We start from the raw sequence: 22035 nt of genomic DNA on the forward strand, positions 1-22035 counted from the left end.
GGGGGGGCTCAGTCGTCGTCGCCGAGGACCGGCTCGGGCAGCGTGCCCGCGTTGTGCTCCATCAGACGCCAGCCGCGTGCGCCCTCACCGAGCACCGACCAGCAGCAGTTGGAGAGCCCGCCCAGGCTCTCCCAGTGCTCGGCCTCCAGGCCCAGGAGCCGGCCGATGGTGGTGCGGATGGTGCCGCCGTGGCTGACCACGACGAGCGTGCCGTCCTCGGGAAGCTTGTCGGCGTGCTCCAGGACCACCGGGGCGGCCCGGTCGGCCACCTCGGTCTCCAGCTCGCCGCCGCCCCGGCGCACGGGCTCGCCGCGCTTCCAGGCGGCGTACTGCTCGCCGTACCGCGCGACGATCTCGTCGTGGGTCAGCCCCTGCCACTCCCCCGCGTACGTCTCGCGCAAGGCGGAGTCGTACGCGACGCCATGGCCGGTGAGCGCGGCGAGCTCGGCGGCGGTGGCCGCCGCCCGCTTCAGGTCGGAGGCCACGATGGCGTCCGGCTGGAGCGCGGCGAGCAGCCGGGCGGCCCGGCGCGCCTGGGCGACGCCGGTCTCCGTCAGCTCGATGTCGGTCGAGCCCTGGAAGCGGCGCTCCAGGTTCCACGAGGTCTGGCCGTGCCGCCAGAGGACGATGCGGCGGCCGCTGCCGCCCTTGGTGGTGCTCAGCTCAGCTCACCGTCCGGTCCCTCGGGAAGGCCGGAGCCGGCCTCGATGTCGGCGCCGGTCAGCGCGGCGTGCTCGGCGGCCTTGCCGCGGGTCTTCAGGGCGTCCTCGGGCAGGTCGAGCTCGGGGCAGTCCTTCCACAGCCGCTCCAGGGCGTAGAAGACCCGCTCCTCGCTGTGCTGGACGTGGACGACGATGTCGACGTAGTCCAGGAGGATCCAGCGCGCGTCGCGGTCGCCCTCACGGCGGACCGGCTTGGCGCCGAGCTCCTTCTGCAGCCGCTCCTCGATCTCGTCGACGATCGACTTGACCTGGCGGTCGTTGGGCGCGGAGGCGAGCAGGAAGGCGTCGGTGATCGACAGCACGTCGCTGACGTCGTACGCGATGATGTCGTGCGCGAGCCGGTCGGCGGCCGCCTGGGCGGCGGTCTTGACGAGCTCGATGGAACGGTCCGTAGCGGTCACAAGCAGGCTTTCGTCGGCGGTCCAGTACCCCTCCAGGGTCTCACGGACCGCCGACGGCCCTGTCGGCGTTTTCCGGGGTCCCCTTACCGGGCCCCCGGGGCCTTGTAGTCCTGGCCCAGGATCACGGTGACGGCGATCGTTCCCGAGGGCTTGCCCTTCGCCACCGAGCCCGCGGGGAGGCCCAGCGTCTTGGCCACCTCGGTCGCCGTCGCCTTCTGGGCGTCGTCGCCGTAGAGGACCTGCGACTCCTCCCTGGCCGGCGCGTCGGCGCCGCCCACGAAGGCGAAGCCGCCGTTGACCAGGGCGACCCGGGCGGCCTCGGCCGCCTTCCTGCCGGATCCGTCCCGGACCGAGACCCGCGGCACCTCGCCCGCCTCGGGGGCGGTGACCTTGCCGCCCAGGATGTCCTTGACCACGCTGTCGCTCGCGCCCTCGGTCAGGGCGCCGTCCTGCCCCACGGGGAGCAGGGCCGTCTTGTAGTCGCCGATCTTGGCGTGGTCGGCGAGCTTGGCCAGGGAGGCGGCGAGGTCCTTCTCGGGGAGCGAGGGGTCGAGGATCTGCTGGAGGGTCTCGATGGTGACCGTGGCCGACTCGGGGTCGCTGGAGAACTTGCGCAGCACCCCGTACATGACCTTCCCGAAGCGCTGGAGCTGCGCGGCCTCGGCCTCGCCGGGCGCCCGGTAGGTGGCGTAGGCGACGGCGGAGCGGCCGTTCAGCGTCTGCTTCTCGCCCTTCCTGACGAGCGGGTCGGCACCCTTCTTGGTGTCGGGGACGTCCGTGTCGGTGTCGATCTCGATGCCGCTGACGGACTCGACGAGGTTCTCCAGGTACGGGGTGTCCAGCCGCCAGGTGCCGGCGATCTCCGTCCCGAGCAGGTTGCCGATCGCCTCCCGGGTGCCGCTGGAGCCGTCGTCCTCGACGGACTTCCCGAGGGTGGTCCCGGAGCCCTCGGCGTCGGCGACGACGACCGCGTTGGGGATGAGGACCGTGGTGCCCTGGCGGGTGGTCGTGTTGTCCACGAGCAGGGCGGTGGAGGTGGTGCCGTTCTTGAGGTCGTGGAGGTGGACGACGATCGTGTCGCGCTGCTGCGGGCCGGTCGCCGCGGTCCCGCCCTTCGCCTCCGGGTCGGACGAACCGGGGAGCAGGCCCGCGGACCAGAGGTAGCCGACGCCTCCGGCGGCGGCGAGGACGAGGACGACGACGAGCGCGACGATCCGGTTGCGGCCGCGCCGCCTGGCCTCCTCGCGCCGCTCCGAACGGCTCTCGGTGAACTTGAGCCAGTCGATGACGTCCTCGGAGTCCTCGTCGGGCTCCTCGATGAACGAGAACTGTTCGGTGCGGTACGCGCGGTCGTCCTCGTCCCGCCGCGGCGGGGCGGGGCGCTCGGACGCGGGGCGCTGGCCGGGGACCCCGGCCGGTGCCGCGACCGGGGCGGCCGGCCCCGCGGGGGCCGCCGGCGCGGCCTGTGCGGGCGCCTGGACGGGTGCCTGGACCGGGGCGGGCGCGGGCTCGGCCTGGGCGGCCCACTGCTGTCCGGGGTCGTAGGACGGGTAGGCGTAGCCCTGCTGCCCGTACGGGTCGTACGGCGCGGGCTGGACGGGCTCCTGGGCGGCCGGCTGCTGGGCGTACGGGTCGTAGCCGTACGCCTGCTGCTGCGGCTGCTGCTGCTGCCCGCCGTACGGGTCGTAGTGCTGCGCGGGCGCCTGCTGCTGTGCCTGCTGCTGGTACACCGGCTGCCCGTACTCGTCGTAGCCGATGATCTGCGGCTGCGGATAGTACGGGTCGTACGGGTGCTGCTGATCGTTCACCGGTGCCCCTCCCCGAAGCTCACTCGCCGCGGTACAGCTGGCGCTTGTCGATGTAGCGCACCACGCCGTCCGGGACCAGGTACCAGACGGGATCGCCCTGAGCGACCCTCACCCGGCAGTCGGTGGAGGAGATCGCGAGCGCGGGGATCTCGACGAGCGAGACGCCGCCCTTGGGCAGTCCGTCGTCGGTAAGGTCGTGGCCCGGCCGGGTGACGCCGATGAAGTGGGCGAGCGAGAAGAGCTCCTCGGCGTCACGCCAGGTGAGGATCTGGGACAGCGCGTCGGCCCCGGTGATGAAGAACAGGTCCGAGTCGCTGTTGAGGGACGCCAGGTCCCGCAGGGTGTCGATGGTGTACGTCGCGCCGCCGCGGTCGATGTCGATCCGGCTCACGGAGAACTGCGGGTTGGACGCCGTGGCGATGACCGTCATCAGATAGCGGTCCTCGGCCGCGGAGACGACCTTGTGGTTCTTCTGCCACGGCTCCCCGGTCGGTACGAACACCACCTCGTCCAGGTGGAACAGGGCGGCGACCTCGCTGGCCGCCACCAGGTGTCCGTGGTGGATCGGGTCGAAGGTTCCGCCCATCACGCCGAGTCGGCGCTTGCCGCGCCCGCCAGTAGGCACTTCCTGCTCTCCCATGCGTGCAGAGCCTACTGGCACGGCGACGGACGCCGGATCAGCGGTCTCCGGTTCAGCGGTCGCGGTTGAAGCGGGTGGTGATCCACAGCAGGAGAAGCAGGACGCCGAAGGCGCCGAAGCCGGTGAGGTAGGGGCTGAGGCTTTCGTGGTTGCCGCCGTGCTCGGCCCCCTCGGCGAGGGTGACCAGGTTGGCGGCGGTGCTGTGGAGGCTCATCTTCGACAGACCTATCGATCGGGGATGGGAGCGGAGACTTCGCGCACATCGTATGCGGGCGGTCGCGGCGCGCTCACGCCGACTCAGGCGTTGGCGTCACGACCGGCGTCGCCGTCGTTGTCGTCGCCGTCGTCGGTGCGGTATCCGCGGAGCAGGAGCCAGGCGAGCAGCGCCCCGCCCACGATCGAGGCGAGCAGCACGATCCGGAGCGTGTCGCCGAGCCCCTGTTGTGAGGCGGCGGCGGCGAGCTGCGCGGTGGCGGCGGCGGTGTCCGGCATGTCGGTCGTGCCCTTCGGTCGTCCTCGGTGCCCCAGTTATCCACAGGCCCCGCCACACGGTAGCGCCAGCCCCTAGGCTGGGTTCAGTCAGGGGGACGAGCACCGACTCGTACGAACAGGGGGCATCCATGACCGAGAACGACCAGGGGAACGTGCCGAGCAGGCAGCGCAAGCGGTTCCCGGGCATCTCCTCGCGGGCCTACGAGCATCCGGCCGACCGTTCGGCCCTGGTGGCCCTGCGGAAGCTCAGCGGCTTCGACACGGCCTTCAAGGCGCTCAGCGGGCTGCTGCCGGAGCGCAGTCTTCGACTCCTCTACCTCTCGGACTCCGTCCGGGTGAGCGACGCGCAGTTCAGCCACCTCAACGACATGCTGAGGGACGCCTGTTACATCCTGGACCTGGAGAAGGTCCCGCCGATGTACGTCGTCCAGGACCCGAAGCCCAACGCGATGTGCATCGGCCTGGACGAGCCGATCATCGTGGTCACCACCGCTCTGGTGGAGCTCCTCGACGAAGAGGAGATGCGGGCGGTCGTCGGCCACGAGGTCGGGCACGCGCTCTCCGGGCACGCCGTGTACCGGACGGTCCTGCTCTTCCTCACCAACCTCGCGCTCAAGATCGCCTGGATCCCGCTGGGGACGGTCGCGATCACGGCGATCGTGACCGCGCTGCGCGAGTGGTTCCGCAAGTCGGAGCTCTCCGCCGACCGGGCCGGGCTCCTCGTCGGCCAGGACGTGCAGGCCTCGATGCGCGGCCTGATGAAGATCGCCGGCGGCAACCATCTCCACGAGATGAACGTGGACGCGTTCCTCGCCCAGGCCGACGAGTACGAGAAGGCCGGTGACCTGCGGGACTCCGTCCTGAAGATCCTCAACGTGCTGCCGCGCTCGCACCCCTTCACCACCGTCCGGGCGGCGGAGCTGAAGAAGTGGTCGGAGAACCGCGACTACCAGCGGATCATGGACGGCCACTACCCGAAGCGCTCGGAGGACAAGGACACCTCGGTCACGGACTCCTTCCGCGAGTCGGCGGGGCACTACGCCGACACGGTGCGGACCAGCAAGGATCCGCTGCTGAAGCTGGTCGGGGACATAGCCGGCGGCGCCGGTGACCTGGCGGGCGACCTGGGCGGACGGCTGCGCAACCGGTTCGGCGGCGGCCAGGGCGGCCAGAAGTCGGACGGCTCGCCGACCGGGGACGGCAAGCCCGCCGACGGCGGAAAGGCGGACGGCGGGACCGGGGACGGTCAGAGCGAGGGCTGAGCGCTCGGCGCCAGCACTCCGCACAGCGCGGGGGCGGCGGGCCGGGCGGTGGCGTACGGGTCGGTGACCGCCGGGCCGCCGCCCGCGTCGGAGGCCCGCGTGCCCGCGAGGAGCGGCTTCAGGGAGCCCGTGGTGTCGGCGCCGCAGGCCTGCGGTCCGGCCTCCACGGTGCTGGTCAGGAGCTCGGCGCGGTGCATGCGCAGGTCCTCGCGGTCGAAGCGGAAGTGCACCACGCGGTGGACCGTGAAGAGGGACGCCGCGGCGACCGGGCCGCTGCCCCGGACGGCCGGGCGGAGGGCGTAGGTGTACGTGTGGTCCGCGGTGACGTCCAGGGTGTCGGGGCCGGTCTCCTCGAAGCGGAGGGTGCCCTGCACGCGGGCCGCGGGCTCCGCGAGCGCCACCTGCCGGGGGTCGAAGCGGACCAGCCAGGCCGCGAGGGCGTGCCGGCCGTCGTCGGCGGGGGACTCGACGCTCCGGTCGAACTGTTCCAGCTGGTCCGGGTCGAGGAGCAGGCGCGCGGGCCGGACGGTCGCCCCGGACAGGACGTCGGGCTCCAGGGACGAGGCAACCAGGTAGTCCTTGGCGATGCTGAGGCCGGCCACGACCTGGCTCTCCGCGAAGTGGGAGGTGCGTCCGGCGACGGGCAGGTTGATGCCCGCGGCCCCGGTGCGGTACTCGGCGGCGGGGCTGTGGGCGAAGAGCTGGGCGGGCGTGCCGCCCGGGACGGTGCCCCGGGGGGCGAGCGGGACCACGGTGGTCCGCAGGGGCTCCGCGCGCTGGTCGACGGGGGGCATGTACGGGTTGCGTACGCCCAGGTAGATGGCGGTGCCGAAGGCGAGGAGGATCAGCAGCACCAGCAGGACCGCCTGGCGGGAGCCGCTCCGGTTCTCCCAGGAGGAGCGGCTGCGGACGGCGCGGGCGTGCTCGCCCATCCGCTCCTGGGCCGAGAACTCCTGGAGGTGGGCAGCACGGATGAACGCCTCGTCGAAGACGACGGATCGGTACTCGTCCTCACCACCGCCGGGGAACCCCTCGGGTGTCCCCTCAGGCGGGTCGCCACGCCCTGCCATACCTTCAGGGTAGGTCCGCGGGGGCTTCGGTAAACGTCCAGGTATACGACAAGCTCGGAAGAATTCCGCCGTCAGGGTGTCCCGGCGCGCGCGGGGCGCCTATCGGGGTGACGCCGCCCCGGCCGGGGACCCGGCGGGCGATCCGGCCGCGGGGGCGGGTGCGGGGGCCTGGGCGGCCGGTGGAGCGGGGTTCGGGTTCGGTGTGTCGACGCCGGTGGTGGCCGGCGGCGGGACCTGGTCCTCGTGGTTGGCGGCGGCGCCCCGGTAGACGGCGCTGAAGGCGAGGGCGACCATGCCGACGCCCATGACGAGGGCGAGGACCCAGGCGACGGGACGGAGCCAGCGGGCCCGGCCCCGGTAGGGGCGCAGGGCCCCGCCGTGGCGGCCGTAGGGGCTGGCGTCGTCGCCGATGTCGTCGGGCTCGTAGGTGAGGCCGAGGGGGTCGTGGCCGTCCTCGTACGGGTCGTCCTCGACGGATCCGCCGCCGGCGCGGGCGCGGGCGGCCTCGGCTTCCGCACGGGCCTGGGCGGCGGCGAGGAGCCGCTCGACCGCGCTGGGCTCGTGGATGGTGGCGGCCCTGACGAAGTCCTCGTCGAAGACCACGTCGGCGTGGACCTCGTCGGCGCCTCCGCGGTCGACAGAGTCCTCGGGGTCCCCGCCGTCCTGGAACGGCCTGCCCCCCACGTCGTCCGGCACGGATTCAGAGTAGACCCGCGAGGGGGTTTTGGGCAGGGAGAGTGCGAAGCCTCCCCGCCCGTCCCTCCCCGTACCGAAAGGAGGGGTTACCGGACGTGACCGTCGCCGGTGACGATGTACTTGGTCGAGGTGAGCTCGGGAAGGCCCATGGGGCCCCGGGCGTGCAGCTTCTGGGTGGAGATGCCGATCTCGGCGCCGAAGCCGAACTGTCCGCCGTCCGTGAAGCGGGTGGAGGCGTTCACGGTGACCGTGGTGGAGTCGACCAGCTGGGTGAAACGGCGGGCGGCGGCCTGCGAGGTGGTCACGATCGCCTCGGTGTGACCGGAGGACCACATCCGGATGTGCTCGACGGCCTTGTCGAGGGAGTCGACGACCGCGGCGGCGATGTCGTACGAGAGGTACTCGGTCTCCCAGTCCTCGGGCGTGGCCGGGACGACGGTGGCCTTGGAGCCCTCGGCGAGGGCGAGGACCCGCTCGTCGGCGTGGACGGTGACGCCGGCCTCGGCGAGGGCGGCGAGGGCCTTGGGCAGGAAGGCCCCGGCGACGTCCTGGTGGACGAGGAGGGTCTCGGCGGCGTTGCAGACGCTGACCCGCTGGGCCTTGGAGTTGATCAGGATGTCGACGGCCATGTCGAGGTCGGTCTGGGCGTCGACGTAGACGTGGCAGTTGCCGGTGCCGGTCTCGATGACCGGGACGGTGGACTCCTCGACGACCGTCCTGATCAGGGAGGCGCCGCCGCGCGGGATGAGGACGTCGACGAGGCCGCGGGCGCGCATCAGCTCGCGGACCGACTCGCGGGACTCGCCGGGGACGAGCTGGATCGCGTCGGCGGGCAGTCCGGCGCCGCCGACGGCGTCGCGCAGGACGGTCACGAGGGCGGTGTTGGAGGCGTACGCGGAGGACGAGCCGCGGAGCAGGACGGCGTTGCCCGACTTGAGGCAGAGGGCGGCGGCGTCGACGGTGACGTTGGGGCGGGCCTCGTAGATGATGCCGACGACGCCGAGGGGCACGCGGACCTGGCGCAGGTCGATGCCGTTGGGGAGCGTCGAGCCGCGGACGACCTCGCCGACGGGGTCGGGCAGCGCGGCGACGTCGCGGACGTCGGCGGCGATGGCCCGGACGCGCTCCGGGGTGAGGGTCAGCCGGTCGATGATGGCCTCGCTGGTCCCTGCTTCGCGGGCCTTGGCGATGTCCACGGCGTTGGCTTCGACGATCTCGGCCGTGCGGACTTCGAGGGCGTCCGCGATCGCGAGGAGCGCGTCGTCCTTGGCCGCGCGCGGGAGTGGCGCGATTTCGGCGGCGGCGCCACGGGCCCGGTAGGCGGCCCGGGTGACCGGGGAGAGGTTGTCGAGGGGCGTGAGCGAGGTCATGCCCGCAGGGTACTGGCACCCCTGCGGACATCCCTCACGTATCCCGCACTCCGAGACGTACCCCCGCCGCCGGGCGGGGTGGGTGCCGTCAGTAGGGGTGGACGCCGACGGGGGCGGCCGGTGGCGGGCCGTAGCCCTCCGCGATCCGCTGGTGGTAGGTCTCGCGGTCGATGACCTCTAGGCCCACGATCTCCCAGGGCGGAAGCTTGGCGGTCTGCCGGTGCTCGCCCCACAGGCGCAGGGCGACGGCCGCCGCGTCGTGCAGGTCGCGGGCCTCCTCCCAGTACCGGATCTCGGCGTGGTCGTTGGCATAGCGGCTGGTCAGCAGGAAGGGGTGGTCGTGGGCCAGCTGTTCGAGCCCGCGTCGCACCTCCTTCAGCGGTGACTCCACGCCCGACACGCTGAGGGTGATGTGCCAGAGTTTGGACACCGGCCGTTCCTCGCGTGTCTCGGTGGTGGTCTCGGTCTTCCTGTCCGTGGACCTGTCCCGTGCCTCGTCGAAGTCGGCTCCGGCCTCGACACTGGTCAGGGCGCGTTCGGCAGTCCCGCGGGGCGGTGCCCCTGGGCGCGCTCGTCTCACCGGCGGCCTCCTGTGTGATGCGTGTGGTGCTGTACCCCGCCTTGTCTTACCCCCGAGACAAAGTTGACCAGTCCGAGGCGGCACATGGGGCGGTTTTGGTAAACGTCCCTTCCGGATGGCCAGACTTTCAGCCGTTTCGGCGTCGGCCGTCTCAGCGGATGACGACCAGGTCGTCGCGGTGGACGACCTCGCGCTCGTACTCGGGTCCGAGGTCCTTGGCGAGCTCGTGGGTGGAGCGGCCGAGCATCCGGGGCAGCTCCTTGGCGTCGAAGTTGACGAGTCCGCGGGCGACGGCCCGGCCGGTGGCGTCGCGGAGTTCGACGGGGTCGCCGGCCACGAAGTCGCCTTCGACGGCCGCGACACCGGCCGCGAGCAGGGACTTCTTGCCCTCGACGACGGCCCGTACGGCTCCGTCGTCGAGGCTGAGGGAGCCCTGCGGGGTGGAGGCGTGGGCGAGCCAGAGCAGCCGGTCGGCGGAGCGGCGGCCGGTGCGGTGGAAGTACGTGCCGGTGTCCCGGCCGCCGAGGGCGTCGGCGGCGCGGCTCGCGGAGGTGAGGACCACGGGGATGCCGGCGGCGGCGGCGATCCGGGCCGCCTCGACCTTGGTGACCATGCCGCCGGTGCCGACGCCGGCCTTGCCGGCGGTGCCGATCTCGACGTGCGCGATGTCCGAGGGGCCGGTGACCTGCGCGATCCTCGACGTGCCGGGCTTGGACGGGTCCCCGTCGTACAGGCCGTCGACGTCCGAGAGGAGGACGAGCAGGTCGGCGCGGACGAGGTGGGCGACGAGGGCGGCGAGCCGGTCGTTGTCGCCGAAGCGGATCTCGTCGGTGGCGACGGTGTCGTTCTCGTTGACGACGGGCAGCGCGCCCATGGCGAGGAGCTGGTCCAGGGTCCGGCACGCGTTGCGGTAGTGGGCGCGTCGGCTGGTGTCGTCGGTGGTGAGGAGGACCTGGCCGACGCGGACGCCGTAGCGGGCGAAGGAGGCGGTGTAGCGGGCGACGAGGAGGCCCTGGCCGACGCTGGCGGCGGCCTGCTGGCGGGCGAGGTCCTTGGGGCGGCGGGTGAGGCCGAGCGGGGCGAGTCCCGCGGCGATGGCGCCGGAGGAGACGAGGACGATCTCCTTCTCGCCGCCGCTGCGGACCTTGGCGAGGACGTCGACGAGGGCGTCGACGCGGTCGGCGTCGAGGCCTCCGGAGGCGGTGGTGAGCGAGGAGGAGCCGACCTTGACGACGATCCTGCGGGCCTCCGTCACGTACTGCCTTGCCACGTCCGTCTGTCCCGTCACCTGCGTCGCCACCTGCGTCGTCCTCACTCGGCTGTCCCACGCGCCGCGCGCTCCCCGCCGCGGCTGCCAGGCAATCTACGCGAGGCGGGAGGGCTGCCGCTCGTCCGTTTCGCTCCCTGGACCGGCGTCGGCGGAGGAGCGGGCGGTGCCGCGGGGCACCAGGATCCGCTGGGAGATCAGGTAGGTGAAGGGGATCGCGACGACGGCCGCGGCGAGTGGCGCGATCCTGTCGTCCATTCCGGCCCAGGTGACGAGCGCGTAGAGGCCGACGCTCTGCACCAGGTAGTTGGTGACGTTGGTGAGCGGGAAGAGGGCGAACTTCTTCCAGGTCGGCCGGGTGCGGTAGGTGAAGTAGGTGTTGAGGAAGAAGGACCCGATCATGCTGAGGAGGAAGGCGAGGGAGTACGCGGCGAAGTACGGCATCCACGGGTGCAGGATCAGGTAACACCCGAAGAAGGTGCCGGTGTTGACCCCGCCGACCAGGGCGAACCGGAAGATCTCGGCGAGCCGCTCGCGGCGCGTGGCGGAACCGGTCTCCAAGGCCGCCCCCATCAGCGGTCCCGCTCGGCGGTGACGACGCGGATGCGTTCGGCGGCGGCGCGGCCGAAGGAGCGGTGGGTCTCCTTCACGAGGAAGTGCGGCCGGCGCTTGGTCTCGTAGTAGATGCGGCCGATGTACTCGCCGATCAGGCCCAGCATCACCATCTGCACGCCCCCGAGCCCCACGATGATCGCGACGAGGGTGACGTAGCCGGGCGCGGTGACGCCCTGGGTGATCGCGGCGACGGTCACCCAGACCGCGTAGAGGGCGGCGAGGCCGGTGAGCATCATGCCGAGCCAGAGGGCGATGCGCAGCGGGCGGTTGTTGAAGGAGATCAGCCCGTCCATGCCGTAGTTGAGCAGGGAGCTGAACCGCCACTTCGTCTCACCGCCCTCGCGCGCGGCGTTCTGGTAGTCGAAGGTGACGGTGTCGAAGCCGATCCAGGAGAACAGGCCCTTGGAGAAGCGGTTGTACTCGGGAAGCGACAGCAGGGCGTCGACGGCGGGCCGGGAGAGCAGACGGAAGTCGCCGACGCCGTCGGTGAGTTCGACGTCGACCCAGCGGTTGACGGCCCGGTAGTACACACGACTGAGGGCCGTACGGACCTTCTTGTCGCCCTCGCGGGTGCGCCGCGCCATCACCTGGTCGTGGCCCTGGTGGTAGAGGTCGAGCATGCGCGCGAGCAGCTCGGGCGGGTGCTGGAGGTCGGCGTCCATGATGACCACGGCGTCGCCGGTGGATTTGCGCAGGCCGGCGAGCATGGCGGCCTCCTTGCCGAAGTTGCGGCTGAAGGAGGCGTACTGGGTCTGCTGCGGGTGCCGTGCGGCGATCTCGCGGAGTCTGCCCAGCGTTCCGTCGGAGCTTCCGTCGTCGACGTAACAGATCTCGTATCCGACCGGGAGTGCGTCGAGCACCTGTCGCATCCGCGCGTCGAACCGCTCGATGACGTCTTCCTCGTTGAAGCAGGGGACGACGACGGAAAGCCTGGTCATGGAACGGTCACTCCAGAGGGATGGGCGAGAGGACGTCCCGAGGGACTGGAAGGACCGCCACCGGACTCTCCTTCGAGCTGCGCGGCCACGGTACGGCGGAGCGGTGACCGCCCGGCGTCGTCCGAGTGGCCGCCCCTGGTCGGCATGTCGTCCATGGAGCAAAGCATGCGGGGAAGATATTGATGTACGTGGCTTTTTCACCCATTTGTCACCCGTAGGGGCGACACGCCACGGACCTTGGCCAGCTGGAGCGATGACCGTTGAGCAGGACGACCATCTCGGAGCACGGTGACGCGCACATGCGGAACGGCGGGCAGGACGGCATGGAGGGGGACGACACCGCGGATTCCGGAGGGCCGGGAACGGGGGCGGACCCGGAGACCGGCGCGGGGGCGGAGGACCCGGCCGGGCGCCAGGAGAGCGGCCTCCGGCGGGTGTTGCCGTGGATCGCGCCGGTCGTCGCCGCCGGAGCCGGGGCGCTGCTCTCGGTCGGCGCCTTCCTCGGGGTCTACGTACGCCCCACCTCGGACGACTGGTGCGCCCTCTGGAAGGCCCGCGACCTGGGCGTCCTCGGGACGACCTCGGACTTCTACCGCACCCAGAACGGGCGTGTCACCAACGCCTTCCTCACCGGCCTGCTCTACTCCGACGGGATGCGGGGGCCGAAGCTGCTGCCCGCGTTCCTGATCCTCACGCTGGGCGTGGGCCTGTTCCTCCTCGCCCGGGAGGTGCTGCGCGCCCTGCGCCTGCCGTTCCCGGTGGTGGCGGCCGTGACGGCGGTCCTGGTGGTCGAGGCGCTGCTGTTCCTCGCGGGGACCCGGTCGTACCAGGTGCTGCTGTGGGCTCCGGCCACGATCTCCCACACGCTCCCGGGCGTCATCGGCGTCTGGGCGGCGCTGTCCGGGGTGTGGGCGGCCCGCAGCCAGCGGCCCTGGGCCCGGTCGGTCGCCGTCGGCTCGGCGGTCGTGCTCGGCGCGGCGGTCGGCACCCTGAGCGAGCCCTTCGTCGCGATGTCCGGGCTGTTCGCCGCCACGGCCGGCGTGCTGTGCCTCCCCCGGCTGCGCGTCACCTCCGACCGCTTCGCGTCGACGTGGTGCGCCGCCTGGTGCCTGGGACTCGTGGTCGGCACGGTGGTGCTCTACACCTCCCCCGGCGCCCGCTGGCGGCGCGCCCAGCAGCCCGAGCGGCCGCTGTCCCTGGAGGAGCTCGGGGCGACGCTCCACGACTGGTCCCGGATCTGGGAGACGATCGGCGGCCAGTGGGCGTACGCGGGCGCGGGCGCCGCGGGGGTGCTCCTCGGCCTGGCGGTGGCGCTCACGGGCCGGCGCCCCGCCCCCCGGGCGGCGGGCGGGCCCTCGCGCGGCACGGTGCTTGCGATCGCCGTCCTGCCGGTGCCGCTGATCGCGCTGGGGAGCCTGGTGACCGCGTACGGCCTGCGCGGGGGCTACGGGGCGGGCGGCTGGACGTACGCGCGCGCGTGGACCAGCTTCCTGGTGCCGTTCCTGATCGCGCTCTGCGGTTACGGGGTGTGGCTCGGCCACCGGATCGGACGGCGCCTGGGAGCCCGGTCCGCACTCGCGGCGGCCGTGGCGGGGGTCGCGGGGATCGTCGCCGTGGCGGGGACGGCCGCCCTGGTGCCGCCGACGCGGACGCTGACGACGACGACCGTGGAGCGCAGTCTGGCCTGGGACCGGCAGGACGCCCGGATCCGCGCGGAGGCCGCGGCCGGCCGCCCGGTCGTCACGTACCGTCCGCTGCTCGTCGGCGGCCTCGCGGAGCCCTTCTTCACGAACGCGTACGCGCGGGACTGGGTCGCGCAGTGCGCCGCCCGGTACTACGGGGTGGATCGACTGGGCCGACCGTGACTCGTACACCTCTGCGAAGGGTGACAGGCCGTAACGGATGGTGAACGCCAGGTAGTTTGAAGTGCGGGTGCAGCCAAAGACAAGTGAATCGAGGTGCACGTGCCTGACGTCTCCGTGGTCGTCATCGCCTACAACGACGCAGAGCGTCTGCCGACGGCCGTACGGTCGGTCCTGGAGCAGACCCTGCACGGCGTCGACGTCGTCATCGTCGACGACTGCAGCAAGGACGACACCTTCGCCGTCGCCCAGGCGCTCGCCGCCGCACACCCGGACCGTGTCAGGGCGTTCCAGCTGCCGCGGAACAGCGGCGGCTGCGGCGCGCCGCGCAACTTCGGCATCCGACAGGCCACCGGCACGTACGTCATGTTCCTCGACAGCGACGACGTCCTGGAGCGCAACGCCTGCCGCAACATGCTCGGCGCCGCCGAGAGCACCGGCGCCGACCTCGTCTCCGGGCTCTGCGTCCGTGTCCACCTGGACAGCCGCAACCGCAAGACGACCGAGTGGTACCCGTGGCTCTACTCCGGGACCCGGACGATCGAATCGATCACCGAACTGTCCGACCTGCTGGTCTTCGACACGCTGTCGACGAACAAGTGCTACCGGCGCGCGTTCCTCCTCGAACAGGGCCTGGAGTTCCCCGTCGGCATCCACTACGAGGACCTGCTCTTCTCCGCGCAGGCCTATGTCGCCGCGAGCCGCATCACCCTCATCCCGAACCACGTCTACTACTGGAACGTGCAGGAGAGCGCCTCCGCGAAGTCGATCAGCAACCGGCGCCACGAGATCGCCAACTTCGTCCACCGCATGGAGATCCACCGCCGCGTGGACGCGCTCCTGGAGAGCAGGGGCTACGACGAGCTCAAGTACCGCAAGGACATCAAGTTCCTCAAGCACGACCTCGTCCTGCACCTGCGCGACCTGCCGCTGCTCGGCGACGACTACCGGCGCGAGTTCGCCGAGGTGGCCAACGGCTACCTCGCCGAGATCGACCCACGGGCGTACGAGGAGGTGCAGCCCCTGCACGCCATCTGCGCCTACCTCCTGAGCAAGGAGGACTGGCCCAACCTCCTCCCGGCCACCGACGCGCTCACCAACCCGGGGCGCCTCACCACCGCGCTCGCCGAGCGGGACGGGCGCGTCTACTGGTGCGCCGAGCACCTGGACACCGAGCAGGGCCGCCGGATCCTGGACGTCACCGCCGCCGGCTACGACACCCGTCCGCTCACCTCGCTCGCCCTGGGCAACCGGCTGACCTCGTACGCGGGCTCCGGCGGTGTCGTCGAACTCGCCGGGCGCGTCGTCAACCCGCTGGGCCGGATCTCCCCCGACGCGGAGCTCGGCGCCGTCCTGGAGATCTCGGCCCGGCGCAGCGTCAGTGGGAAGGCCGCGCACGTCCCGGTCACCTCGGTCCGCCACGCCGGCGCCTGGATCGAGTGGGAGGGCCGGGTGGACATCGCCCGGAGCGTCCGCCCGCTCGGCATCATCGACGCCGTCTGGGACGTCCGGCTGGTCCTCACCGTCGACGGCAGGAAGCTCAGGACCAGGGTCTCCGTCGGCGGCGCCCCCATCGACGAGGCGGGCCCCGTCCGGATCCGCCCCCGGCTGACCCAGCTGGTCTCCGACCGCTTCGTCCCCCAGGTCACCAGGAAGGGCAACCTGTCGTACGTCCTCGCGGCCGAGGGCAGGGCGGCCGTGCGCACCTCGGCGGCGATCGAGGGCGCCATGCACGGGCGCGCGGCCGGCCTCGCGAAGACCGGACTGAAGCGACTGCTCCACGCGAAGCGCAACCTGAACTCGGGGGAGACGAAGCTCCGCCTCTACCACCGGCTCTACAGCAGGCTGCCGATCCGCAAGGGACTCGTCGTCTTCGAGAGCCACCTCGGCAAGCAGTACAGCGACAGCCCCCGGGCCATCTACGAGGAGATGCGCCGCCAGGGCGTCGCCTTCCAGGGCGTCTGGTCCTACGCCGGGGCCCGGCCGACCGGATTCCCGGAGGACGCGGTACTCGTCAAGCGCTGGAGCCGGCCGTACCTGCGGGCCCTGGCCCAGGCCGAGTTCTGGATCGACAACCAGGGCTTCCCGCTGCGCCTGACCAAGCGCCCCGGCACCACCTACATCCAGACCTGGCACGGCACGGCGCTCAAACGCATGGGCTTCGACGAACCGCACACCAAGTCCCGCGGTCTCGGCACCCAGCAGACCTTCCAGAAGGCGCTGGACCGCTTCGACCACTTCCTGATCCGCGGCGAGCACGACCGGCGCACCCTCGCCAGGGCCTTCCGGCTCCGCGAGGAGGTGCTGCTGCCCGTGGGCTACCCGCGCAACGACGAGCTCGTCGCAGCGCACCTGCGGGAGGCCGGGACCGGCAGGCGGGAGCGCGGTCCGCTCGCGGCCGAACTGGGCCTCGACCCCGGGAAGACGGTGCTGCTGTACGCGCCGACGTTCCGCGCCGCCCCCGGCGGCAAGGTGCGCGCCTTCCTGCCCCCGTTCGACCTGGAGGAGTTCGCCGAGCGCTTCGGCGACACCCACACGCTGCTGATCAGGACGCACTACCTGAACAGCGTGTCGCTCCCGCCCTCGGTCCGGGGCCGGGTCGTGGACGTCTCGCGCCACCACGACGTGACGCCGTTCCTCGCCCTCGCGGACGGGCTGATCACCGACTACTCCTCCGTGATGTTCGACTACGGGCTCCTCGACCGCCCGATGGTCTTCTTCACGTACGACTACGAGGAGTACGCCCGGGAGAACCGCGGCACCTACTTCGACCTGAAGGAGCACGCCCCCGGGCCCGTCGTGGCCACGGAGGAGGAGCTGTTCGGCGTGATCGCCAACCTCCGGGACGAGGCCGACATCAAGTACGCGGCGGCCCGCCAGAGGTTCAACGCGGAGTTCAGCGAGTACGACCGGGGCGACGCGGCCCGCCGGATCGTCGCCCTGTTCTTCGCCGGGGGCGGGAAGTGACCGAGCTGCTGCAGACCGAGCCGCTGCAGACCGAGACGCTTCAGGAGGAGCGGGAAGTGACCGAGCAGACGACCGTCCCCGGCGGCCGCGACATCTTCATCGTCTCCAACAGCGTGGACGAGATGGGCGGTGTGACCACCTGGACGCACCAGATGGCCCGGGAGTTCACCGACCGGGGCCACCGCGTCCACGTCATCGGGATCACCCCCGCGCCCGAGGGGCGCGAGCACGAGTTCCCCGAACCCCTGCCGTACGCCACCACCACCCTGTACGACGCCCATCCGCCGCAGGTGCGGCCGCTGCGCGGCCTCAGGGGAAAGCTCAACGCCGCCGAACGCCGCCGGCACGCGGCCCGCGCCGCCGGCATGCGCAGGCAGGCCGACCGGATGACGGCGCTGTTCGCCGCCGCGCGTCCCGGCGCCGTCCTGATCGTGACCCAGGTGTGGGCGATGGAGTGGGTGTCCCTCGCCGACACCGCGGGGCTCCTGGTCATCGGCATGAGCCACGAGTCGTACGCCGCCAGTGCCGCCACCTCCCGGCTCTCCCGGGTGAAGCGGCACTACAAGGACGTCGACCGGCTCCTCATCCTCACCCCGGGCGACGCCGACCGCTGGATCCGGGCCGGGATGGACAACGTCGGCCACATGCCCAACGCCCTGCCCTTCATGCCCGGGGTGCCGGCGCCCCGTGCCGAGAAGGTCGTCGTCTCCATCGGCCGTCTCTCGCACGAGAAGGGCGTGGACATGCTGCTCGACAGCTGGGCCGAGATCGCCGCCCGCCACCCCGCCTGGAAGCTGCGGATCTACGGCACCGGGGACGAGGAGCCGCAGCTGCGCGCCCGGACCACCGAGCTGGGCCTGGACGGCTCCGTGGAGTGGAGGGGCCGCACCAACGACGTCCTCGGGGCGCTCTCCGAGGCCTCGGTCTTCGCGCAGGCCTCACGCGCCGAGGGCTTCCCGATCACCCTGCTCGAAGCGATGGCCACGGGGCTTCCCTGCGCCGCGTTCGACTGCGCGCCGGGGGTCCGGGAGATCATCCGGGACGGTGAGGACGGGCTGCTCGCGCGGCTCGGCAACACCGTGGAGCTCGGCGGGCACATCAGCACCCTGATCATGGACCAGGAGCTGCGGGACCGGATGGGTGACGCCGCGTTCGAGAACGTGAGGCGGTACGCCGCCGACGAGATCACCGACCGCTGGGAGGCGCTCTTCGCCTTCCTGGAGCGCTGACGGACCGCACGGAATGGCCCCGCACCCAGAGGGCCCGCACGGAAAGGGCCGGGGAGTCATCTTGGGTTCTAGGAGTCGTTGCAACACCCCAGTTCAGGGGATGCGATGAACTTCGAGATCCGCAAGATCCGGACGGCCCAGGGACCTGTGAAGCTGAGCCGGGAGCGAGAGGCATACTCCCGGCTCATGCAGCAGGGACACAGCAACGCCGAGGCATGCCGGATCGTCGGCATCGATGCACGGACCGGCCGGAAGTGGCTCAACGGCCGCAGCGCCGACCGGCGGCAGAAGGCGGCACCACCGATGCGCATGGTGGCGCCGCCTTCCCGTGCTTCCCGGTATCTGCGTGAGGACGAGCGGATCCATATCGCGGACCGGCTGCGGGAGAAGGCCACGGTGCGGGCGATCGCCGCCGAGCTGGGCCGCAGTCCGTCCACGGTCAGCCGGGAGATCCGCCGCAACCGGACCGAGGGGACCCGCGGCCGCTGGCACTACCGGCCGCACGCGGCCCAGGCCCGCGCCGATTCCCGCCGGCCCCGCCCCAAACCCCGCAAGATCCTCCGCAACCGCGAGCTGCGGGACGCCGTCCAGGCGATGCTGGACGAGAAGTGGAGCCCGGAACAGATATGCCAGGCTCTGCGGCAGAAGTTCCCCGACCGGCCGGAGATGCACGTGGTCCACGAGACCGTCTACCAGGCGCTCTACGTCCAGGGCCGGGGACAGTTGCGGCGTGAGCTCGCCGGCGCCCTGCGCTCCGGGCGGGCCCGCCGCAGGCCCCAGCGGCAGGCCAACAGCCGCCAGCCCCGCTTCACCACCCCGATGGTCATGATCAGCGATCGTCCGGCCGAGGCGGATGACCGGGCCGTGCCCGGCCACTGGGAGGGCGACCTGATCATCGGCAAGGACGGCAAGTCCGCGATCGGCACCCTCGTGGAGCGCGCGACCCGCTACGTGATGCTCCTGCACCTGCCGAACGACCACGGAGCCGACGCCGTCCTGGGCGCCCTGGCGGCCACCGCCCAGACCCTGCCCTCCCATCTCGCGCGGTCCCTGACCTGGGACCAGGGCAGCGAGATGGCCCGCCACCACGAGTTCACGCTCGTCACCGACATCCCGGTCTACTTCTGCGACCCCGCCAGCCCCTGGCAGCGAGGCTCGAACGAGAACACCAACGGCCTGCTGCGGCAGTACTTCCCCAAGGGCACCGACCTGTCCGTCCACACCCCCGAACACCTCGTCGCCGTCGCAGACCAGCTCAACCGGCGCCCACGCAAAACGCTCGGCTGGGAAACCCCAGCCGAGCGCCTGCATAAACTGCTCGCGGCCTAGACAACCAACCACGTGTTGCAACGACCGCTAGAAACCGCCCATGCTCCCCGGCCCTCCTCGTGTGTCCTAGACGGTCACGCCGCGGCGCGCGACCCAGCCGGCCCAGGCCGACTCGATCATGTCGCGCACGTCGTGACGGGCCTTCCAGCCCAGCTCCGACTCGATGCGGTCGGCGGCGGCGACGACCCGGGCGGGGTCGCCGGGCCGGCGCGGGGTGACCAGGGGCTCGGTGGTGTGGTCGGTGATCTCGTTGATCAGCCGGACCATCTCGGTGACGGAGACGCCCTCGCCCCGGCCGATGTTGACGGTCAGGTCGCGCGGCTCGCCGGCGGCGGCCCACTCGGCGAGCTTCCGCGCGGCCACGAGGTGCGCGTCGGCCAGGTCCTCGACGTGGATGTAGTCACGGATGCAGGTGCCGTCGGGCGTGTCGTAGTCGTCGCCGAAGATCCGCGGGGACTCCCCCGCGTCGAGGCGCTCGAAGACCATCGGGACCAGGTTGAAGACCCCGGTGTCAGCCAGCTCGGGGGTCGCCGCGCCGGCCACGTTGAAGTAGCGCAGGCAGGCCGTGGAGATGCCGTGGGCGGCGCCCGCCGCACGCACCAGCCACTCGCCGGCCAGCTTGGTCTCGCCGTACGGGCTGAGCGGCAGGCAGGGGGTCTCCTCGGTGACGAGGTCGACGTCCGGCATGCCGTAGACGGCGGCGGAGGAGGAGAAGAGGAAGTTGCGCACCCCGGCGGCGGCCACGGCCTCCAGGAGGACCGTGAGGCCGATGACGTTCTCGCGGTAGTAGTGCAGCGGAAGCTCGACCGACTCGCCGACCTGCTTCTTCGCGGCGAGGTGCACCACGCCCGTCACACCGTGCTCGGCGATCGTCCTGTCCAGGACCTCGCGGTCGAGGGTGGAGCCGACCACCAGGGGCACGCCCTCGGGCACCCGCGACTCGTATCCCGTGGACAGGTCGTCGAGGACGACGACGCGCTCGCCCGCCTGCGTCATGGCACGGACCACATGGGAGCCGATGTAGCCGGCACCGCCGGTGATCAGGTAAGTCATGCCCCAAACCCCTTTCGCTGTGATCTACGGGCGAGCCTGTGGAGCCTGGCTCCGACCGCCTGGAGCCCGTCGCGGGCCCCGGGTGCGAGCCGTACCGCGAGCGAGCCGTTCGCCGTCGTGTACTGCCGCACCAGCAGTACACCGTACCGGCTGCTCGGCACGACCGAGCGTCGCTGCCCGTCCTCCGGCAGCCGCAGCGCCGTCGTGAACGCGCTGCCGTCCGCGCAGGTCACCGTGACCCGCACGTCCCAGAGCTGCACGCCCCGGTCGCCGCTGCGGCGGCCCGCGCGGGCCAGGGCCGTGAGTCCGGCCGGGACCCGGCCGGACCAGCCGCCGTCCCGCTCCGACAGCTCGGCCGTCTCGGTGCGGGCGGGCGTGTCGGACCCCCGGGGCAGGAACTCGACCGTGGCGGTACGGGGCAGGGCCTCGCGCACCCGCCCGTACAGGTCCCGGACCGTGAACCGCAGCTCGCCGCGGACCGCCCCGGCGCGCAGCTCGCCGTCGACGAGCACCGGAAGCTCCGCGAGCGGCAGGCCGTCCATGCCGTCCAGCTCCACGGGGAGGTCCTCGGACCAGACGGCCGCTCCCTCGCTCCGGGCGAAGGGCGGAAGCAGCCGGGCGGGGTCGGCGGCGAGCCGGGCGAGCCGCTCCAGGTCCCGGGGCTCCCCGGCGGCCAGGACGAACCGGGCGGCCCAGCGGGCGGGCGCGGGCGCGGCGGCGATCGCGGCCTCCCCGAAGGTCCCGAGGTGCTCCCGCGCCAGCGCCCACCACTCGCTCCGGTACGCGGCGTCGCGCAGCCTCAGCTCGCGGGCGTACAGGCGCAGGTCGTGGGCGAGGAACTTGGTGCGGCAGGCGGCGGCCAGCTCCTTGCGGCCGGCCTCCTCGAAGGTCTCCACGGCCATGCGGTGGGCGGCGATCCGCGCCCGCCAGTTGGCGATGCCGTCCCGGTCGAGGGAGATCGAGAGCCGTGCGGCGGCCCGGCGCACGTGCCAGACGTAGACGGTGTCGGGGACGACCGCGACGCGCGGTGCGGCGGCGAGGACGCGCGCGGTGAAGAGGAAGTCCTCGTAGCGGCAGCGGCCGTCGGGGAACCGGATGCCGTTGTCGGCGAGGAAGGCCCGGTCGTAGACCTTGTTGACGCAGAGCGTGTCGTGGACGAGCGGCACGAGGTCCGCCGTCGTCTCCAGGAGGGCGGGCTCGTGGTAGAGCGCGGGCTGCCAGCGCACGTCGCGGCCCGCGGGCAGTTCGCGCCGGACGCAGGCGCCGACGGCGACCGGGGCGCCGTGCCGCTCGGCCGCCGCCACCAGGGTCTCGGCCGCGCCCCGGGGCAGGACGTCGTCGCTGTCGAGGAATATCACGATGGGGGCGGTGACGGCCCGTACGCCGTCGTTGCGCGGGGTGCCGCAGCCGCCGCTGTTCTCCGTGCGGTGCACGACGCGCAGCCGGGGGTGGAGGGCGGCCAGTTCGTCCAGGACGCGGGCGGTGCCGTCGCTCGACCCGTCGTCGACGGCGACGACCTCGGCGACCACAGGGCCCTGGTCGAGCACGGACCTGATCGCCTCACCGACCAAGCCCTCGTCATTGTGTGCGATTACCACAACACCGAGCTTTCCCGCCACCTGCGGGCCAGTGATACCAGTCACATCGAGGATGGTACGGGACCCCGTCCACCCGAACGGCCCTTCCGGCCCGGCGGCCGGGAACGCGGAAGGTGGGGCGGCCCAGGGGCCACCC

20 protein-coding genes are annotated in these 22035 nt (G+C 72.1%); 5 read left to right on the forward strand and 15 right to left on the reverse strand.

The features are described 5' to 3' along the window. Window positions 1-8 precede the first annotated feature (8 nt). From ACN9MM_RS13385 to ACN9MM_RS13410, 6 genes are all read right to left on the reverse strand, one after another. On the reverse strand, window positions 9-662 hold the full coding sequence (locus ACN9MM_RS13385; RefSeq protein WP_426368731.1) for a histidine phosphatase family protein: 654 nt from the start codon (window positions 660-662) through the stop codon (window positions 9-11). Next, window positions 659-1123, reverse strand: coding sequence for a ribosome silencing factor (gene rsfS / locus ACN9MM_RS13390; protein ID WP_041129201.1), 465 nt, complete (start codon window positions 1121-1123; stop codon window positions 659-661). The genes ACN9MM_RS13385 and rsfS overlap by 4 nt, the downstream gene beginning before the upstream one ends. A gap of 83 nt (window positions 1124-1206) precedes the next feature. After that, entirely contained in the window at window positions 1207-2931 is a 1725-nt protein-coding gene (locus ACN9MM_RS13395) for an LCP family protein (protein ID WP_426363835.1), read from the reverse strand. A 19-nt stretch (window positions 2932-2950) separates the two neighbouring features. Then, on the reverse strand, window positions 2951-3571 hold the full coding sequence (nadD, locus tag ACN9MM_RS13400; RefSeq protein WP_426363836.1) for a nicotinate-nucleotide adenylyltransferase: 621 nt from the start codon (window positions 3569-3571) through the stop codon (window positions 2951-2953). 52 nt (window positions 3572-3623) lie between these two features. Next, on the reverse strand, window positions 3624-3785 hold the full coding sequence (locus tag ACN9MM_RS13405) for a hypothetical protein (protein ID WP_329855181.1): 162 nt from the start codon (window positions 3783-3785) through the stop codon (window positions 3624-3626). Between the two features lie 83 nt (window positions 3786-3868). Further along, complete coding sequence (locus ACN9MM_RS13410; RefSeq protein ID WP_426363837.1) at window positions 3869-4063, reverse strand: hypothetical protein; 195 nt, start codon at window positions 4061-4063, stop codon at window positions 3869-3871. Window positions 4064-4191: 128 nt separating this feature from the next. On the opposite strand from ACN9MM_RS13410, the gene ACN9MM_RS13415 reads away from it, so the two are divergent. Then, the gene (locus ACN9MM_RS13415; RefSeq protein WP_426363838.1) at window positions 4192-5325 is read left to right on the forward strand and encodes a M48 family metallopeptidase; all 1134 of its coding nucleotides are present in this window, start codon (window positions 4192-4194) and stop codon (window positions 5323-5325) included. Here ACN9MM_RS13415 and ACN9MM_RS13420 read toward each other — a convergent pair. From ACN9MM_RS13420 to ACN9MM_RS13450, 7 genes are all read right to left on the reverse strand, one after another. Beyond that, window positions 5310-6395: a hypothetical protein gene (locus ACN9MM_RS13420; protein WP_426363840.1), complete on the reverse strand. Its 1086-nt coding sequence runs from the start codon at window positions 6393-6395 to the stop codon at window positions 5310-5312. The two genes, ACN9MM_RS13415 and ACN9MM_RS13420, sit on opposite strands and share 16 nt — an antisense overlap. A 99-nt stretch (window positions 6396-6494) precedes the next feature. Then, a complete protein-coding gene (locus ACN9MM_RS13425; protein WP_426363841.1) occupies window positions 6495-7091 on the reverse strand; it encodes a hypothetical protein in 597 nt (198 codons plus the stop codon). Between the two features lie 86 nt (window positions 7092-7177). Further along, window positions 7178-8461: a glutamate-5-semialdehyde dehydrogenase gene (locus tag ACN9MM_RS13430; RefSeq protein WP_426363842.1), complete on the reverse strand. Its 1284-nt coding sequence runs from the start codon at window positions 8459-8461 to the stop codon at window positions 7178-7180. Window positions 8462-8549: 88 nt separating this feature from the next. After that, entirely contained in the window at window positions 8550-9041 is a 492-nt protein-coding gene (locus ACN9MM_RS13435) for a hypothetical protein (protein WP_225799839.1), read from the reverse strand. A gap of 151 nt (window positions 9042-9192) precedes the next feature. After that, complete coding sequence (proB, locus tag ACN9MM_RS13440; RefSeq protein ID WP_426368732.1) at window positions 9193-10296, reverse strand: glutamate 5-kinase; 1104 nt, start codon at window positions 10294-10296, stop codon at window positions 9193-9195. 108 nt (window positions 10297-10404) lie between these two features. Next, window positions 10405-10881: a GtrA family protein gene (locus ACN9MM_RS13445; RefSeq protein WP_426363843.1), complete on the reverse strand. Its 477-nt coding sequence runs from the start codon at window positions 10879-10881 to the stop codon at window positions 10405-10407. Beyond that, the gene (locus tag ACN9MM_RS13450; protein ID WP_426363844.1) at window positions 10881-11861 is read right to left on the reverse strand and encodes a glycosyltransferase family 2 protein; all 981 of its coding nucleotides are present in this window, start codon (window positions 11859-11861) and stop codon (window positions 10881-10883) included. The genes ACN9MM_RS13445 and ACN9MM_RS13450 overlap by 1 nt, the downstream gene beginning before the upstream one ends. A 260-nt stretch (window positions 11862-12121) precedes the next feature. Here ACN9MM_RS13450 and ACN9MM_RS13455 point away from each other — a divergent pair, with 260 nt between their 5' ends. The 4 genes from ACN9MM_RS13455 to ACN9MM_RS13470 all read left to right on the forward strand — a co-directional run bounded on the left by ACN9MM_RS13455 (window position 12122) and on the right by ACN9MM_RS13470 (window position 19248). Continuing rightward, a complete protein-coding gene (locus ACN9MM_RS13455) occupies window positions 12122-13726 on the forward strand; it encodes a hypothetical protein (protein ID WP_426363845.1) in 1605 nt (534 codons plus the stop codon). Between the two features lie 93 nt (window positions 13727-13819). Then, window positions 13820-16690 carry a bifunctional glycosyltransferase/CDP-glycerol:glycerophosphate glycerophosphotransferase gene (locus ACN9MM_RS13460; protein ID WP_426363846.1) on the forward strand — a complete coding sequence of 957 codons (2871 nt, stop codon included), beginning with the start codon at window positions 13820-13822 and terminating at the stop codon, window positions 16688-16690. A gap of 122 nt (window positions 16691-16812) precedes the next feature. Then, window positions 16813-17919 carry a glycosyltransferase gene (locus tag ACN9MM_RS13465; RefSeq protein WP_426368733.1) on the forward strand — a complete coding sequence of 369 codons (1107 nt, stop codon included), beginning with the start codon at window positions 16813-16815 and terminating at the stop codon, window positions 17917-17919. A gap of 105 nt (window positions 17920-18024) precedes the next feature. Then, complete coding sequence (locus ACN9MM_RS13470) at window positions 18025-19248, forward strand: IS30 family transposase (RefSeq protein ID WP_426363000.1); 1224 nt, start codon at window positions 18025-18027, stop codon at window positions 19246-19248. A 66-nt stretch (window positions 19249-19314) separates the two neighbouring features. Here ACN9MM_RS13470 and galE read toward each other — a convergent pair whose 3' ends face one another. Then, entirely contained in the window at window positions 19315-20301 is a 987-nt protein-coding gene (galE, locus tag ACN9MM_RS13475) for a UDP-glucose 4-epimerase GalE (protein ID WP_382856004.1), read from the reverse strand. Continuing rightward, window positions 20298-21944, reverse strand: a complete 1647-nt coding sequence (locus tag ACN9MM_RS13480; protein WP_426363847.1) for a glycosyltransferase family 2 protein — start codon at window positions 21942-21944, stop codon at window positions 20298-20300. Before ACN9MM_RS13480 ends, galE begins: the two co-directional genes overlap by 4 nt. Window positions 21945-22035: the final 91 nt, after the last annotated feature.

The sequence above is a fragment of the Streptomyces sp. E-08 genome, assembly GCF_049913095.1.
In the GTDB taxonomy this organism is placed as follows: domain Bacteria; phylum Actinomycetota; class Actinomycetes; order Streptomycetales; family Streptomycetaceae; genus Streptomyces.